16 protein-coding genes are annotated in these 14,195 nt (G+C 65.6%); 7 read left to right on the forward strand and 9 right to left on the reverse strand.

Going from position 1 to position 14,195, the window contains the following annotated elements; all coding sequences use genetic code 11:
• Nucleotides 1-24: 24 nt before the first annotated feature.
• From JWN03_RS33205 to JWN03_RS33245, 9 genes are read right to left on the reverse strand one after another with little or no spacing between them, the layout of a single operon-like run.
• On the reverse strand, nucleotides 25-2,142 hold the full coding sequence (locus tag JWN03_RS33205) for a hypothetical protein (protein ID WP_297623237.1): 2,118 nt from the start codon (nucleotides 2,140-2,142) through the stop codon (nucleotides 25-27).
• Nucleotides 2,139-2,915: a hypothetical protein gene (locus tag JWN03_RS33210; RefSeq protein WP_297623238.1), complete on the reverse strand. Its 777-nt coding sequence runs from the start codon at nucleotides 2,913-2,915 to the stop codon at nucleotides 2,139-2,141. The genes JWN03_RS33205 and JWN03_RS33210 overlap by 4 nt, the downstream gene beginning before the upstream one ends.
• Entirely contained in the window at nucleotides 2,912-3,265 is a 354-nt protein-coding gene (locus JWN03_RS33215; protein ID WP_297623240.1) for a hypothetical protein, read from the reverse strand. The genes JWN03_RS33210 and JWN03_RS33215 overlap by 4 nt, the downstream gene beginning before the upstream one ends.
• Nucleotides 3,262-3,672: an RRQRL motif-containing zinc-binding protein gene (locus tag JWN03_RS33220; RefSeq protein ID WP_297623242.1), complete on the reverse strand. Its 411-nt coding sequence runs from the start codon at nucleotides 3,670-3,672 to the stop codon at nucleotides 3,262-3,264. Before JWN03_RS33220 ends, JWN03_RS33215 begins: the two co-directional genes overlap by 4 nt.
• A complete protein-coding gene (locus tag JWN03_RS33225) occupies nucleotides 3,669-3,974 on the reverse strand; it encodes a hypothetical protein (RefSeq protein WP_297623244.1) in 306 nt (101 codons plus the stop codon). The genes JWN03_RS33220 and JWN03_RS33225 overlap by 4 nt, the downstream gene beginning before the upstream one ends.
• Nucleotides 3,971-4,147, reverse strand: a complete 177-nt coding sequence (locus tag JWN03_RS33230) for a hypothetical protein (protein ID WP_297623246.1) — start codon at nucleotides 4,145-4,147, stop codon at nucleotides 3,971-3,973. The genes JWN03_RS33225 and JWN03_RS33230 overlap by 4 nt, the downstream gene beginning before the upstream one ends.
• On the reverse strand, nucleotides 4,147-4,605 hold the full coding sequence (locus JWN03_RS33235) for a hypothetical protein (protein ID WP_297623248.1): 459 nt from the start codon (nucleotides 4,603-4,605) through the stop codon (nucleotides 4,147-4,149). The genes JWN03_RS33230 and JWN03_RS33235 overlap by 1 nt, the downstream gene beginning before the upstream one ends.
• Nucleotides 4,602-4,922: a hypothetical protein gene (locus JWN03_RS33240; RefSeq protein WP_297623250.1), complete on the reverse strand. Its 321-nt coding sequence runs from the start codon at nucleotides 4,920-4,922 to the stop codon at nucleotides 4,602-4,604. The genes JWN03_RS33235 and JWN03_RS33240 overlap by 4 nt, the downstream gene beginning before the upstream one ends.
• The gene (locus JWN03_RS33245) at nucleotides 4,919-5,134 is read right to left on the reverse strand and encodes a helix-turn-helix domain-containing protein (protein ID WP_297623252.1); all 216 of its coding nucleotides are present in this window, start codon (nucleotides 5,132-5,134) and stop codon (nucleotides 4,919-4,921) included. Before JWN03_RS33245 ends, JWN03_RS33240 begins: the two co-directional genes overlap by 4 nt.
• A 206-nt stretch (nucleotides 5,135-5,340) precedes the next feature.
• Between JWN03_RS33245 and JWN03_RS33250 the strand changes: the two genes are divergently transcribed.
• The 7 genes from JWN03_RS33250 (at nucleotide 5,341) to phoU (ending at nucleotide 14,170) form a co-directional block, all read left to right on the forward strand.
• The gene (locus JWN03_RS33250) at nucleotides 5,341-6,165 is read left to right on the forward strand and encodes a GntR family transcriptional regulator (protein WP_297623254.1); all 825 of its coding nucleotides are present in this window, start codon (nucleotides 5,341-5,343) and stop codon (nucleotides 6,163-6,165) included.
• 2 nt (nucleotides 6,166-6,167) lie between these two features.
• Nucleotides 6,168-7,406 carry a hypothetical protein gene (locus JWN03_RS33255; protein WP_297623256.1) on the forward strand — a complete coding sequence of 413 codons (1,239 nt, stop codon included), beginning with the start codon at nucleotides 6,168-6,170 and terminating at the stop codon, nucleotides 7,404-7,406.
• A 383-nt stretch (nucleotides 7,407-7,789) separates the two neighbouring features.
• Nucleotides 7,790-8,389, forward strand: a complete 600-nt coding sequence (locus tag JWN03_RS33260; RefSeq protein WP_297623258.1) for a DUF937 domain-containing protein — start codon at nucleotides 7,790-7,792, stop codon at nucleotides 8,387-8,389.
• Nucleotides 8,390-8,600: 211 nt separating this feature from the next.
• Nucleotides 8,601-9,578, forward strand: a complete 978-nt coding sequence (locus JWN03_RS33265) for an acyl-ACP desaturase (protein WP_297623260.1) — start codon at nucleotides 8,601-8,603, stop codon at nucleotides 9,576-9,578.
• A gap of 69 nt (nucleotides 9,579-9,647) precedes the next feature.
• Nucleotides 9,648-10,808 carry a tRNA dihydrouridine synthase DusB gene (gene dusB, locus JWN03_RS33270; protein WP_297623262.1) on the forward strand — a complete coding sequence of 387 codons (1,161 nt, stop codon included), beginning with the start codon at nucleotides 9,648-9,650 and terminating at the stop codon, nucleotides 10,806-10,808.
• A gap of 302 nt (nucleotides 10,809-11,110) precedes the next feature.
• On the forward strand, nucleotides 11,111-13,387 hold the full coding sequence (locus JWN03_RS33275) for an LCP family protein (protein WP_297623264.1): 2,277 nt from the start codon (nucleotides 11,111-11,113) through the stop codon (nucleotides 13,385-13,387).
• A gap of 111 nt (nucleotides 13,388-13,498) precedes the next feature.
• Nucleotides 13,499-14,170 (forward strand): phosphate signaling complex protein PhoU, encoded by a 672-nt coding sequence (phoU, locus tag JWN03_RS33280; protein WP_297623266.1) that lies wholly within the window; start codon nucleotides 13,499-13,501, stop codon nucleotides 14,168-14,170.
• The last annotated feature ends 25 nt before the right edge of the window (nucleotides 14,171-14,195 follow it).

Here is a 14,195-nt window from a genome sequence, read left to right on the forward strand (position 1 = left end):
TATCTCCTTGGTGCGGTGGTGGGTTCAGGCCGGACGGCGTTTGTTCAGATCGATGACCGCTGCCAGCTGATCGGTGCCGGTGGTGGCGGGTGCGGCGAAGTCGGCGATGCCCGGCAACGGGCGCACGTTCTTGAGCTCGTTGTCATCCAGGGGGCTCACCCGGCCCCAGCGGGTGCGGCCCCCGGAGACCTGCACGACATCGCCTTTGGCCATGGCGCGCATACGATTCGGCGGCAGGATGAACTGGTCCGAGTACTGGACGTTGCCCTCGTCGCCGTCGCGGTTGCCGTTGATCAGCTTGTGGCTGTGCTCGAACTTGGGGCGGGTGCCGTAGACCTTGGACAGGGTTTCCGGGTCGGTGGACCGGCCCAGCAGGCTGCCGCCGGACCCGGCATTGATCAGGGCTGCCCGGTTGTCGTCGTCGTAGCCCAGCCCCTGCCAGGACTGCGCGATCCACCACGACCCGATCCCGGCCTTACGCAGGCGCTCGACCCACTTCACCGCGCGGGTCTTGCCATCGGACACCGCGGAGAATTCGTCCACGACCATCAGCGAGGTGCGGCCGTGTTCCTTGTCGGCCAGTTGCTCCAACATCGTTCCCAGCGCACCGAACTGTGACCGCGCCCGATCCGGGGTCTTCACCCCTTCCAGGACGATGTAGATCAGGTCGAAGTCGGTCAGCTCCTTGTCCCCGTCGAAGGCCGAGCCGAGCGAGCGGTAGAGGTTCGCGAATTCGGCGCGTGCGCTGTTCATGACCGGCTGCTTGCCGTCGATCGTGGACTTGATCTCCATGTCCACACCCAGCACGCCCGACCAGAGATCCTCCCCGGCCCGCCCGCCCCACAACTTCGCCAGCTTCAGCACATCGAACCTGGACAGGAACTCCAGCCACGTCCGCGGGGGGTTGTGACCGACCGGGGTCGGTACGCCGTTGATCAGATCGACCCGGGCAGGGGCATCGACGATCAGGTGGATCAGGGTCTCGCGGATCTCGTGGAAGTACTTCTCGGTGTCGGTCGTGGGTGTCGAACCACCCGAGACCATCGCCGACAGGATCGACCGCAGATCATCGACGATCTGCTGCTGGGCCTTCGGGGTCAGCGTGTCGAAGTCGCTACGCGGCCACATGCTCAGTGACACATCGGCCGGGAAGTGCCCGATCCTCTCGGGCCGAACACCCAACGCCAGGAACCACTTCCGCATGCGGGCTGCGACCTTGCGCGATTCCGGGCCGCCGTTGCAGTCCACGACGATCGCGAGCGGGCGACCGGGCCGGTCCAGGCGCCACCACTGCCGATGCCGGATCCAGGTAGTGATGAACCAGGAGAACAGCACCCGCTGCATCAGCGTGGTCTTGCCCGAGCCGCTGGACATGACCGTGGTCATGTGCTCGGCCACGTTGATCCACGGCAGGATCAGCCGAGTCTCGTTGTGGCCCATGAGCGTGCGCATCACACCCGACGGCGGGGCCTGATCGGTTTCCAGCGCCAGGCGCCCGATCACCAGATTCGGGTTCAAGCCACCGGTCGTGCACGGCAGGCGCCGGCGCGAGAGCCGGGCCGCACCGCACTGTTCACGCTGAGCTTGCCTCGATATCGCCCGTTCGGTCCGGGCCGTGCTCCCCAGCCCGACCGTGGCCAGCTGCACCCGGCGGTTGGTGTAGAACACGGTCGCGATCAGCCACGCGGCCGGGATCAGCAACGGCGCCATCCCGAACATCGCGCCGACGAACTGGCCCGCCAGGAACTCCTGCGCCGCCCGGCCGAAGCCGCGGGCAGGGGCGAAGATGTCCCACGCCCACAGCGCCGCAGCGCCGGGCATGAGCAGCACCGACGCGAACATCCAGTTCCGCAGCCGGGCCGGTTTCCAGCCCAGCAGCGTCGCCGGGGCCACGATCGCGACCACACCAGCCAGGACTGTCACCAGTACCGCCGCACCCAGCAGGGCATGCTGGCCGACGCTGTCCCAATGCCAGGCCGCGAAGTCCGGCAGCCAGCCCAACGGGTCGTGCTTGATCCCGATCGGCGGCATTTCCGGATGCACGTGGATACCGGGCTGCTCCACCGTCGTGGCCGGTGCCGGAACGGGCGCGGCCACGGTCTGTGCGCAGTCGTCAGGGGTGATTATCGGGGTGCAGGTCATGATCCGACCGCCTTTCCTTCGTCCCGGCTCGCGGCCTGGGATGTTTCGTGATCAGCGGCTCCGCCCGCGATCACCCGAAGTCCGGGTCGCGCAGCGGGAGAAGCTGATTCGGGCTTTTTGGTGTCCAGAAGGTCGTCCAGATCCAGCAGCGTCAACTTCGGGCCGCTGGATAGATCCAGACCCGCCGCCGCCGTCCGGATCACGTTCTTCACCGCGTCCCCGCGGCAGAAGTACTTCACCCCGACGCAGTCCGCCCGCTCGGCGGCGCGCAGGGCTTGCGCGACCGAAGAGCGCGCTGCCGCAGCGTTTTTCGCGGTCAGCTCGACCTCGACCGCCCACAACTCCCCGGCGCTGTTGAAGTAGCGGCCGTCGTGGATGTGCGGGCGGGCCTGCCCGGCCGGCACGATCCCGACCTCGGCGCGCAGGGTGCGCTCGCAGATCCAGCGCTCCAGATCCATCCCGGTCAGTGCCAGCCGCAACTGGAACACCGCCTTGGTATGGGCAGCCATCTTCGGTGTCGGCACCCAGTACCGCACCGACCGGCCCATCAGCGCCTCCGCCGATGCCTTCGTGGGAAATCGCCACGACGGCCCCGGTACCGGCCGCACCCGCTTGGCGCTGATCATGTTCGCGGCTTGCCATTTCGCCGTGATCCGGTAAGCGCGGTTGAGGCTCACGCCCAGCATCAGGGCAATCACATCCAGCGGCGCCCCGTACATTTCGGCCAGAATCATCAGACCGGCCATGTCCCGCGGCGAGAGCCGATAGCTCATCGCTCCACCCCCTCCCGATCAGCGGTGCGGGTCACCGCGTCGGCCAGGGCGTTGCCCGAGCCCGCATATCCGGCAAGCGGGCTGCGGTTGGGCGAGCGGGAAAACCTCTCGTCCTCGGGGCAGTTGCAGGGATCGGGCAGGTACTCCCCGCACCGCAGCCACTGACCCACCTCACGGCCGACGGTCTTCACCTGCGCTGGCTCGGGCAGCTCCACCCGGATCATGCGATCGGTCTGACCGAGTCGTTTCGCGGCCTCGGCCAGGTGCGGAATCTCGGTTATCGGCACCAGCACCGACCGTTTCGGGTCCGCGGGCTGCTCGCGGTGCTGTTCGATCCGGGGACGGCTCATCGGTCCATCCCGTCTCGTTCGGTGCTGTGGGTCATTGCGTCGGCCAGGGCGTTGCCCGGGCTCGCATATCCGGCCAGAGCACTGGTGGGTGTGTCCCAGCCCGAGCCCGGTTCGGTGGTTTCCTCGAACTCGCTGCGGCTGATGCCATGCCGCTCGGCGGCCCGCAGCTGGTGCTCACGGGTGGCTTTCGCCAGCGCCTCCAGCTGGGCCTCGGTCGGAGGCCGCTTCGGTGCGCTCTTGCCCACATCGAACAGGTGCGCCACGTACTCGCGCCCCCGCCGCTGAAACGGCAACTTGCCTGCGATGTCCTGCCCGTTCGGCCGCAAACCCTCGGCAGCGAGCTGGCGACGAGTCCGCAGATGCGTTGGCGCAGTGCGCCACTGGTAGGTGGGAATGCCGTCACTCATGGCTTCACCGCCCAGGTCGGCTTGCCGCATTCGGCAGGCAGCACGGCCACCTGTACGCCCGGGGCCGGGCATACCACGACCGTCGGCGCCTGCTCAGCCCGCCGGCCGAACAACAGGCACCCGCCGGCGGCGAATGCGAACACCAGCAGCCACAGCACGACCGTGTACGCAGGTGGCATCGAATGCGACTGCCGCACAACCTCTCTCGCGGGCGGCTCAGGGGTGTACCAGGAATCGACAACGCCGATCGGCTCGGCGGTCTCGCGGTTGAACGTGTACTGATACCGCTGCGACTCGCTCATCGCCGCCACATCCCCGAACGGCCCCCGCGACCACTCGCGGCGCGCAGGAACCAGCGCGCGCCGAACACGATCACAGCGGCCCAGATGATCCTGTCGAAAACGAATCCCGGCGCGCTGAACAGCGCGATCACGAAGAAGATGAAGACGATCAGGAAGAGACTCAGCCGGTTCATCACTGGTCCTCCTCTTCATCGGCATCGATGTAGAGGTGACTCAGGCTGGAGTTCGCCTGGTCAAGATTCCGCCCCAGCAACTCGGTGACTGCTCGCGCCTTGCTGAGCCACCCGGCTGCTTCCGCCGCCGCGTTGATTGCCAGCCAGTGATCACCACTGCGTTCGCCGTCGTGAGCGAGGCGGGTCTTGTTCTGCAACCGATCCGCCCACCGCGCAAGCTGGCTGAATACCTGTTCTGCGCTGCGTACGGACGTCACCAGTCGGCTGAGAGATACGTACACATCAGCGGGGGCTGCAAGTGCTCCGCTGTCGCTGCGGCGAGTCGCGTGGGCGAGGTACCGCCACAAATCCTCGATCGTGTCCGCAGCAGCAATAACGGACTCGGCCGTATGCGGACCGTCCATCGGCCACAGCGCATTCACGATGTCCGCGCGGTCGATCTTTTTCGGGTCACTCATCGCGTCACCTCGTCGGTGACCGAGACGATCTCGGCAGCGATGGTGCCGATCCCGAGCGCCTTCGCCACGCGAGCATCGGCGATCCCGGCATCCAGAAGGTCTCGCAGTGCAATGGCCTGTTCGACCGTCAACTGCGTGGACATGTCGCCGTACTCGCCCCAACGGCACACATCGAGGCAAACCTTGTCGAGCGGGGCGAAATACTTGACCCGGAAGGAACCGCGGACGCTGATAGAAACAGCCACGTTGTCTACGTCCGCGGCGTAGCCATGGCCATCGAGCGTGGTCACGTGGTTGTCGAAGTTGTCCCGCATCACGCACCGACTCCCTGGCTCAGGGGGCGGACCAGCGCGAGAACCTGATCGCGATCGACCTTGATCAGTCGCGGACCAACCTGGAAACCCTCCAGAAGGCCACTGTCGACCCAGCGCCGGATGGTCCGGGGATGAACTCCGCCGGCCAAGTCCGCCGCATCGCGAAGGCTGATCAGCGTTTTGCGCGCTCCGAATGAACTGCTCCGCCTGCTCATGAACATCACTCCTCTAACAATCAGTCCGACATCAGATCTACCGTCTGATGTCTCTAACGTTAGATCTGATGTCTTCTGATGTCTAGACATAGATGCGTTTTTCATCACAAACATGCGGCTATCGGAAGACATCCCACGTCAGGGAGGTTGCACAGATATCAACTGATAGGTTCTGTTTGCCAATACAGACAACAGAGGAGGGGTGCGTGGACATCACAGGGGACGCGAAACACCGTCAGATCGCCCGTGAGATCCGCAACGAGATCGAATCGGGTCGGCTGCGGCCCGGCCAGAAGTTGCCCTCTACGCGGGTATTTGCCGAACAGTTCGGCGTGAGCGTCGCGCCGGTCAACGACGCGATGGCCGTCCTCGAAGTGGAGGGGCTGATTGTTAGCCGACCGCGCTCCGGCCGGTTCGTCAGCGAGACCGCCACCCCTGGAGCGCCACGCCCCCGGCGAGGCCGACCTCAGGTGATATACGTCGGCGGCTACGCGGGTAGCGGAAAGACAGAGTTCGGGCGCATCCTGGCGAAAAAGACCGGTTGGGCGATGCTAGACAAGGACACCATCACCAGGGCAGTAGTCGACACGGCCCTCGTGCAATTGGGCAGCACCGTCTCCGACCGCGAATCGCCGATCTACCTGGATTTCGTACGCCCTGCCGAGTACGAGTGCCTTGCCGCCACAGTTCGCGAGAACGTCGGTTGCGGAGTATCTGTGGTCACGACCGCGCCGTACCTCAAAGAGTTCGGATCCGAAGCATGGTTTCGTCGTACAGCGGCTGAACTAGACGCGATGGGCGCCGATATGGAGGTGGTCTGGATCCGATGCCAGCCGGATTCGATGCATTCGTATATCACTCGCCGCGGTGCAGCACGCGACAGCGGGAAGCTCGCCAACTGGGATGGCTACGTACGCGGTATCAACATCGCATTCGAACCTCCCTGGCAGCACACCATCGTCATGAACGACCCCGACTCCCCGCCCCTGCCGGAGCAGGCAGATGAACTGATCAAATCCCTTAGGGACTGAGCATGGACACCGCGATCGTGATGTACGGTCCGCCGGCGGCGGGCAAGGACACCGTGACGGCCTCACTAGCTGGGGTCGACAACAAGTTCCGGCACTACCACCGCATCAAGGTCGGCCCCGGCCGTACTGCGGGATACCGGATGGCCTCGACCGCCGATCTCGACCATTTGACCACTGCGGGCGAAGTCATCTATTCGAACAGCCAGTACGGCTCTACATACCTCATCGATCGGGTTGAGCTGAACCGGATGCTCACCGCCAGCCAGATTCCAGTTCTCCACGTAGGCCAGCCAGAGGCCATCGGCACGCTGCTGGCCGCTGCTCCCGCAATTCGGTGGGTCGTAGTCGAATTGTGGTGCCCGCGTGATGTTGCCGCAGAGCGCGCGGCAGCTCGAAATACCGGTGACGTCACAGAACGCCTGGCAGCCTGGGACGCAACTCCAAAACTCATGGTTGCTGATGTACGGATCGACACAGGGTCAATCGATCCCGCTGGAGCTGCCGACCAGATCGTTGATGCAGTTCGTGCGGCCCAGTCCTCGATCATCGTTCCCGCGATGCACCTCGTACATCCAGACGGCTCGCTGGATCTGGCTGCGACCCACCGTCACGCGGTTTCAGCTGCAGCGGGGTGGGTCGACTGCTTCCTGATCAACGGCTCAACTACAGCTGGCAGTGAGCTGACCAGTGCCGAACGCACAGCCGTTCTTGATACATGGCTGAATGCGGTCGATCCCAGTCGACTGCTCGCCTGCGCGTGGTCTTGTGATGACGTTGCGACCGCCGTCGACCATGACATAAGGCCAATGGCAGTGCTACAGGCCGATACTCGGCCAGCGGCTGAACAGCTCCTTCGGACTCTGCCGGCCGGATCAACGATCTACAGCCACCCAATGTTCGGCTGTACATTCGATGCCGAGTTGGCGGCTTGGGCCAGAAGCGCAGACCATCTGCCATCTGGCGGGAAGCTCGCAAAGGTCAGCCTGACCGAAATCGCGGAGATCCGGCACGCTGCACCCACATTCGAGACATGGGACGGCTCCTCGCGACGGATCCGACAGTCGATTGACGCGGGTGCGGCTGGCGTCGTCGCCACGCCGCTTGCCGCCTCGCTTACGGAACTACCGCCGCGCAGTCTTGCGCAGATTCAGCGCACCGTCGACGGTGTCCAGGCCAAGCTCGACCAGCTCCCGAAACGGGCAGCCAAGCGCGGTTGGCTACTGGATCAGATTCAAAGCTGACCAGGTCACCGCCATGGTCACAATCTCGAACGTGGGGCAGAGTATCGCCTACCATGGGGCATATATGGGGCAGACAGATGTTTTGGCGTGTACGCTCGTGTCGCGTAAGTGCTATCTGAATAGCGCAGGAAAAGGCTGTACAGATAGCATTTAATGTCACTGATGTTGACCTATGTCATGGGGTTTGGTACCGAGTGATTAGAACGGACTTTTAATCCGCAGGTCCCAGGTTCGAGCCCTGGTGGGGGCACAGTTGTCGGGGGGCCCGGATCCTATATTCGGGCCCCTCGCCACATCCGCGAATCCGTGGCAATCTGTCCGGATTTCGCCTACCGTGACCTCAGTAGGGCTTTTCCCGGGACCCAACACCACAGGCGGAGTTCATGACTTCCTTCGATGACCTGCTCTCCAATGTGCCCGTCGCACAGATCGCCGACAAGCTCGGAGTCGACGAAGCGACCGCGACCAGCGCCATCAATGCGGCTATTCCTGTTCTGCTCGGCGGATTCCAGGCACAAGCCGGCAACCCCGAGGAAGGCCTGAATCTGGAGGGCGAAGTCGCCAACCAGCCGGTCGGCCTACTCGACGGTGGCGTCAATATCGATCACGTGGATACGGACTCCGGTGACAAGATCGTCGATCAGACGTTCGGCGCCGAGAAGAACACGGTGATCAGCGCCCTCGGTAATGTCGGTGGTGGCAACGGCCAGGACCTGATGGCCAAGCTGCTCCCCATGCTGGCCCCCATCGTTCTCGCCTATCTTGGTAAGAAGGCAATGGGTGGTGGCGGTGCGGCCACCGGCGGTGAGGCCGCGGCCAGTGGCGGCGGCGGCATCGGCGATATCCTCGGCAGCCTGCTCGGCGGCGCCACCGGCGGTAAGGGCGGCGGCGGTCTCGGGGACATCCTCGGGAAGGCCGTCGGCCAGAATGCCGGCAGCGTGCTCGGCAATGTGCTGGGCGGTTTGCTCGGCAACAAGAAGTGACAAAGCACCCAGAGCCGGTGTGCGGCTAACGAACTGCGGCTCGCGGCGATAGACAGAACGCCGCGGGCCGCTGCCATATGACATCCCTCACTAGCCCCGCAATGGCACACGGATGAGTTTCACATCACCCTACGGTGCCGTAAGGTATGGGCCGCGGCGGCAGGCCGGCGAGGGTAGACAGCTGGATCGCAGAAATACGAAGGGCTTATTTATGGCAAAGGATCTGACTCAACTCGAGCTACTGGCGGAGTTGGAGCCGGTTGCCGCGGAAAACGTCAACCGCCACCTCTCCATGGCCAAGGAATGGCACCCGCACGATTACGTGCCGTGGGACGAAGGCCGCAACTTCGCCGAAATGGGTGGCGTGGACTGGGATCCGTCGCAGTCACGGCTGAGCGAGCTGGCCAAGGCGGCCATGATCACCAACCTGCTCACCGAGGACAACCTCCCCTCCTACCACCGCGAGATCGCCGAGAACTTCTCCCAGGACGGCGCCTGGGGCACCTGGGTCGGCCGCTGGACCGCCGAGGAGAACCGGCACGGTATCGCCATCCGCGACTACCTGGTGGTCACCCGCGGCGTCGACCCGGTCGCGCTGGAGCAGGCGCGCATGATCCACATGACCAACGGCTTCGCTTCTCCCTCACAGGTATCCGATATGGATGCCGGCTTCCTGTACTCGGTCGCCTACGTGACCTTCCAGGAACTCGCGACCCGCGTCTCGCACCGCAATACCGGCCGCGTCTGTGACGACCCCATCGCCGACCGGATGCTGCAGCGCATCGCCGCCGACGAGAACCTGCACATGATCTTCTACCGGAACCTGTGTGGCGCGGCGCTCGACCTGTCGCCCGACCAGACCATCGATGCCATCACGCTCATCCTGGAGAACTTCCAGATGCCGGGCGCGGGCATGCCGAACTTCCGCCGCAATGGCGTCCTGATGGCCAAGCACGGCATCTACGACCTGCGGCAGCACCTCGAAGAGGTGGTCAACCCGGTGCTCAAGAAGTGGCGCATCTTCGAGCGCGACGACTTCACCGCACGCGGCGAGCAGACCCGTGAACGCCTCGGCCTCTTCCTGGAGAAGCTGTCCGGCGACGTGCTGAAGTTCGAAGAGCAGCGCGACCGCATGCTGGCCCGCGAGGCCGCCAAGGCCGAGAAGTTGCTCGCAAGCACCTCTCGCTGACCCTCGCAGAACGTACGAAGTGCCCCGGACCTGGCCTGTGGTCCGGGGCACTTTCGTCTCAATGAGACAATGGATGCCGTGACAACGTCGCTCGAAGCCTCCCGGACCGCGCTGCGGATCGGACCGTACCCGGTCGATCCGCCCGTCGTGCTGGCTCCGATGGCCGGTATCACCAATGTCGCCTTCCGCACCCTGTGCCGCGAATTCGGCAGTGCCACCTCGATCTACGTGTGCGAGATGATCACCGCGCGCGCCGTGGTGGAGCGCAATGAGAAGACGCTGCACATGATGTCGTTCGGGCCGGACGAGAGCCCGCGCTCCATGCAGCTGTACGCCGTGGATCCGAAGACCGTCGGCGAGGCCGTGCGCATCATCGTCGGCGAGGGCTGGGCCGACCACATCGACCTCAATCTCGGCTGCCCGGTCCCCAAGGTGACCCGGCTCGGCGGCGGCGCGGCCCTGCCCTACAAGCGGCAGCTCTTCCGCGACATCGTCAAGGCCATGGTCTCGGCGGCCGAACCCGCCGGAGTGCCGATCACCTTCAAGTTCCGCATCGGCATCGACGACGATCACCACACCTACCTCGATACCGGGCGCATTGCCGAGGGTGAAGGCGCGGCCGCCGTCGCCCTGCACGCCCGCACCGCCGCCCAGCGCTACTCCGGCGAGGCCGACTGGACCGCCATCGCGCGGCTCAAGGAGGCCGTCACCAGCATTCCGGTGCTCGGCAACGGCGATATCTTCAGCGCCGCCGACGGGGTGCGCATGATGGCCGAGACCGGGTGCGACGGCGTCGTGGTCGGACGCGGATGCCTCGGCCGCCCTTGGCTTTTCGGAGAATTGCAGGCCGCACTGCGTGGTGAGCCACTGCCCGACGCGCCGAATCTGGGCCGGGTCGGCGAGATTCTGCGGCGGCACACCGAACTGCTCGTCGCGCACGACGGCGAGGACAAGGCCATGCGCGATATCCGCAAGCACATGGCCTGGTACCTGATGGGCTTCCCGATCGGCGGGGACCTGCGGCGCAGTTTCGCCACGGTCAGCAGCATGGACCGGCTCATCGACCTGATCGGGCAGCTCGACCCGACTGTGCCGTTCCCGAAGGACGCCGAGGGCCCGCGCGGACGTCAGGGCTCGCCCGGCAAGGTCGCCCTGCCCGAAGGCTGGCTCGACGATCCCGAGGATCCCACCGTCCCCTGCGCCGCCGACGTCATGCACAGCGGCGGCTGACGATTCGTTCATCGGGCAGACCTCGCCACTGACGCCGGTCGATACGAGAATCGCAGGTCAGTACCGCTGCCGGTGACCGCGCCGATCATGTTCCCCGACCGAGGACCACCTCCCTGGCAGACTGCTCCGGAACAGCCCCGACCGCGCTGCCGCTCGACTCGCCGAGCACCGGCGTCTGAACCTCGGCGTGGCGGGACCGGGAACAGGGCGAGCCAAGCCCGGGCGATTTCTCTCCGGGTGGTCCATCGTGGCGAAATCGTTATCATGACGGTCGGCATCGAAAAGCAAAGTGAGGTTCGCTGGTGGGTGACGATCGGTACGGGCGTACGCCACGGCCCGGAGGTCCCGCCCCGTGGGAGCGCTACCCCGCGGACGCCGAGGATGATCGGCCACGCACCTCCCGCCGCTCCCGGCACACCGACAATCCCGATCCGGAATCCGCACCCATCTCGGTACAGGATCTGGTCGAACGCGTCGACAGCGAACGTAAGTCCCGGCGCCGCCGCCGCGATGACGACACACCGGAGACCAGCGGGCGCCCAGCACAACCCGGCGCCGACCCCGCCGGCCGCCGCTCCGCCCCGCCCGACACCACGGGTGCGCGGCGACCGGCAGCACCTCCGAATCCCTTCGCCCCCAATACTTCCCGGCACGCGAACGAGGGCACCGGTGCACAACCGGCCCTACCTCCCGGCAGCGGCGCGCTGCCACCGGGCACCGGCGCACAGCGCGCGCTACCTCCGGAGTTGTTGAACTCCACCGGATCCCAGCGCGCCGTCCCGGATTCGCCTGTCGCGGGCGCTGCTCCCGCAGCCACCACCGGTGCGCGCCGCGCGGTACCCGCCCCGCCACGCACCGACCAGACGGCCGATCCGATCACCGAAGAGCTACCCCCGGTCGCTGCGCCGCCGCGGGCCAAGCGCCCCAAGCCGATCCGCGTCACCGCCCAGGTCGAATCGCCCGCCGACTATCCGACCACCGCACTGCCGGCGGCCGAACCACCGGCCACGCCGGAACCGAGCACCGCACTGCCGGCAGCGGTCGGCGCAAAACCGTTGTCCCGCTTGGCCGCCGGACGCCTGCGCAAACATCGGCGGCTGCGGCTGGCCGCGCGCACCGCGCTCGCACTCTTCGCGGTGATCGCCATGCTCATCACCGGCGGCGGCTGGAGTTACCTGCGCGCCAAGGACAATAACTTCCAGCAGGTGTCCGCCCTCGACGACAATTCTCCAGATGTCGTCGACGCCGACGGCCAGACCGGTGACGAGAATTTCCTCATCGTCGGCACCGACACTCGCGCGGGCGCCAACTCCCAACTCGGCGCGGGCTCCGAGGACGATGCCGAGGGCGCGCGCTCCGACACCGTCATGCTGGTGAACATTCCGGCCAATCGGGCTCGCGTGGTGGCCGTTTCGTTCCCGCGTGATCTGGATGTCAGCCGCCCGGTCTGCGAGGGCTGGAACAATGACAAGGCCGCCTACACCGGCGAGAGCTTCCCGTCCGCCATCGGCGACAAACTCAATGCCACCTATGCGCTGGGCGGGCCGAAATGCCTGACCAAGGTGATCACCAAACTGTCCGGGCTCAAGATCAACCACTTCGTCGGCATCGACTTCTCCGGCTTCGAATCCATGGTGGACGTGGTCGGCGGCGTCGAGGTCTGCACCACCAAACCGCTCGTCGACGACATTCTCGGCACGGTGCTCACCACCCCCGGCAAGCAGATCATCAATGGCTCCACGGCTTTGGACTATGTGCGCGCCCGGCACGTCCAGGGCGAGGAACGCAGCGACTACGACCGCATCAACCGACAGCAGCGCTTCCTGTCCTCACTGCTGCGCAGCGCACTCTCCAGCAAGGTGCTCTTCGATCCGGGCAAGCTGAACGGATTCATCGACGCCTTCGCCCAGCACTCGTTCATGGACAATGTGAGCACCAAGGATCTGCTCATGCTCGGGCGATCCATGCAGAAGGTGCAGGCCGGGGCCATCACCTTCCTGACCGCGCCCACCGCGGGCACCACGTCCTACGGCAATGAGATTCCGCGCGAATCCGATATCAAGGCCATCTTCCGCGCCGTCATTGATGATCAGCCGCTGCCCGGTGAGAAGAAGTCCGACCCGGTCGCCACGTCGGCCGCGCCGGTCGCCGCGCCGAAGCTGATGGCCGTCGACCCGAGCACGGTGTCGCTCCAGGTCTCCAACGGCTCGGGCGTCGCCGGCGTGGCCTCCACTGCCGCAACCAAACTCGCCAATCAGGGCTTCCAGATCTACAGCACCGGCAATTACGCGGACGGCACCTCACCCAAGACCACCGTCCGCTATTCCAGCGGGCACGAGGCCGCGGCGGCCACCGTCGCGAGCTCCATCGCGGGCTCGACCCTGGAACCGGCGAGCGGTCTGGGCAGCATTGTCGAGGTGGTGCTCGGCACCGATTACGCGGGCACCGTGCACGCGCCGACCGCCTTCGGCCAGCCGCTCCCCGACACACCGACCGACGCCGGCGGCGCAAGTGCGGCACCCGTCACACTGCCGTCGGATCTGGAGCATGTGAACGCGGCGGACGACACCTGTAAGTAGGCGGGCGCCCACACCCGGCCTACGTGCGGTGACTTTGCCGGAGCCAACCGGCACCGATGATTCACCCACCGTTGGTGACTTGGTCAGCGGCTACCACTAATGTCTTGATTCATGCGTGTCATCTACAACGAACAAATGGCCGAGCTCGCCGATCTGCTCGGTGGCATGGCCGGGCTCGCCGGATCGGCCATGGAGCGTGCGACGAATTCGCTGCTCAATGCCGATCTCGAGCTCGCGGAGCAGGTGATCACCGAGTACGACCGGATCGCCGAAATGATCCAGCTCGCCGAAGAGAAGGCCTTCGCGCTGCTGGCGCTGCAGGCTCCCGTTGCCGGCGATTTGCGCCAGGTGGTCAGCGCGATCCAGATCGTCTCCGATGTGAATCGCATGGGCGTGCTCTCGCTGCACGTGGCCAAGATGACGCGCCGGCGCTTCCCGAATCACGCCGTCCCCGCGGCCGTGAACAGCTACTTCGCCGAGATGGGCCGCATCGCGGTCAAGATGGGCGCCACCGCCAAAGAGGTGCTGGAGACCCGCGATCCCGATCGCGCGGCCAAGCTCACCGATGACGACGAGGCGATGGACGACCTGCGCAAGCACCTGTTCACGCTGATCATGGACCGCGACTGGCAGTTCGGCGTCGCGGCAGCCGTGGACGTCGCGCTGCTGGGCCGCTACTACGAGCGCTTCGCCGACCACGCCGTGGAGATCGGCCGTCGCGTCGTCTTCCTCGTCACGGGAGTGCTTCCGCCCGACCCGGATTCGGAGAAGGAAAGCATCTGACTTTCCCGGCAGGAACCGCGCTCCG

This window comes from Nocardia sp., from assembly GCF_025465275.1.
Classification (GTDB): domain Bacteria; phylum Actinomycetota; class Actinomycetes; order Mycobacteriales; family Mycobacteriaceae; genus Nocardia.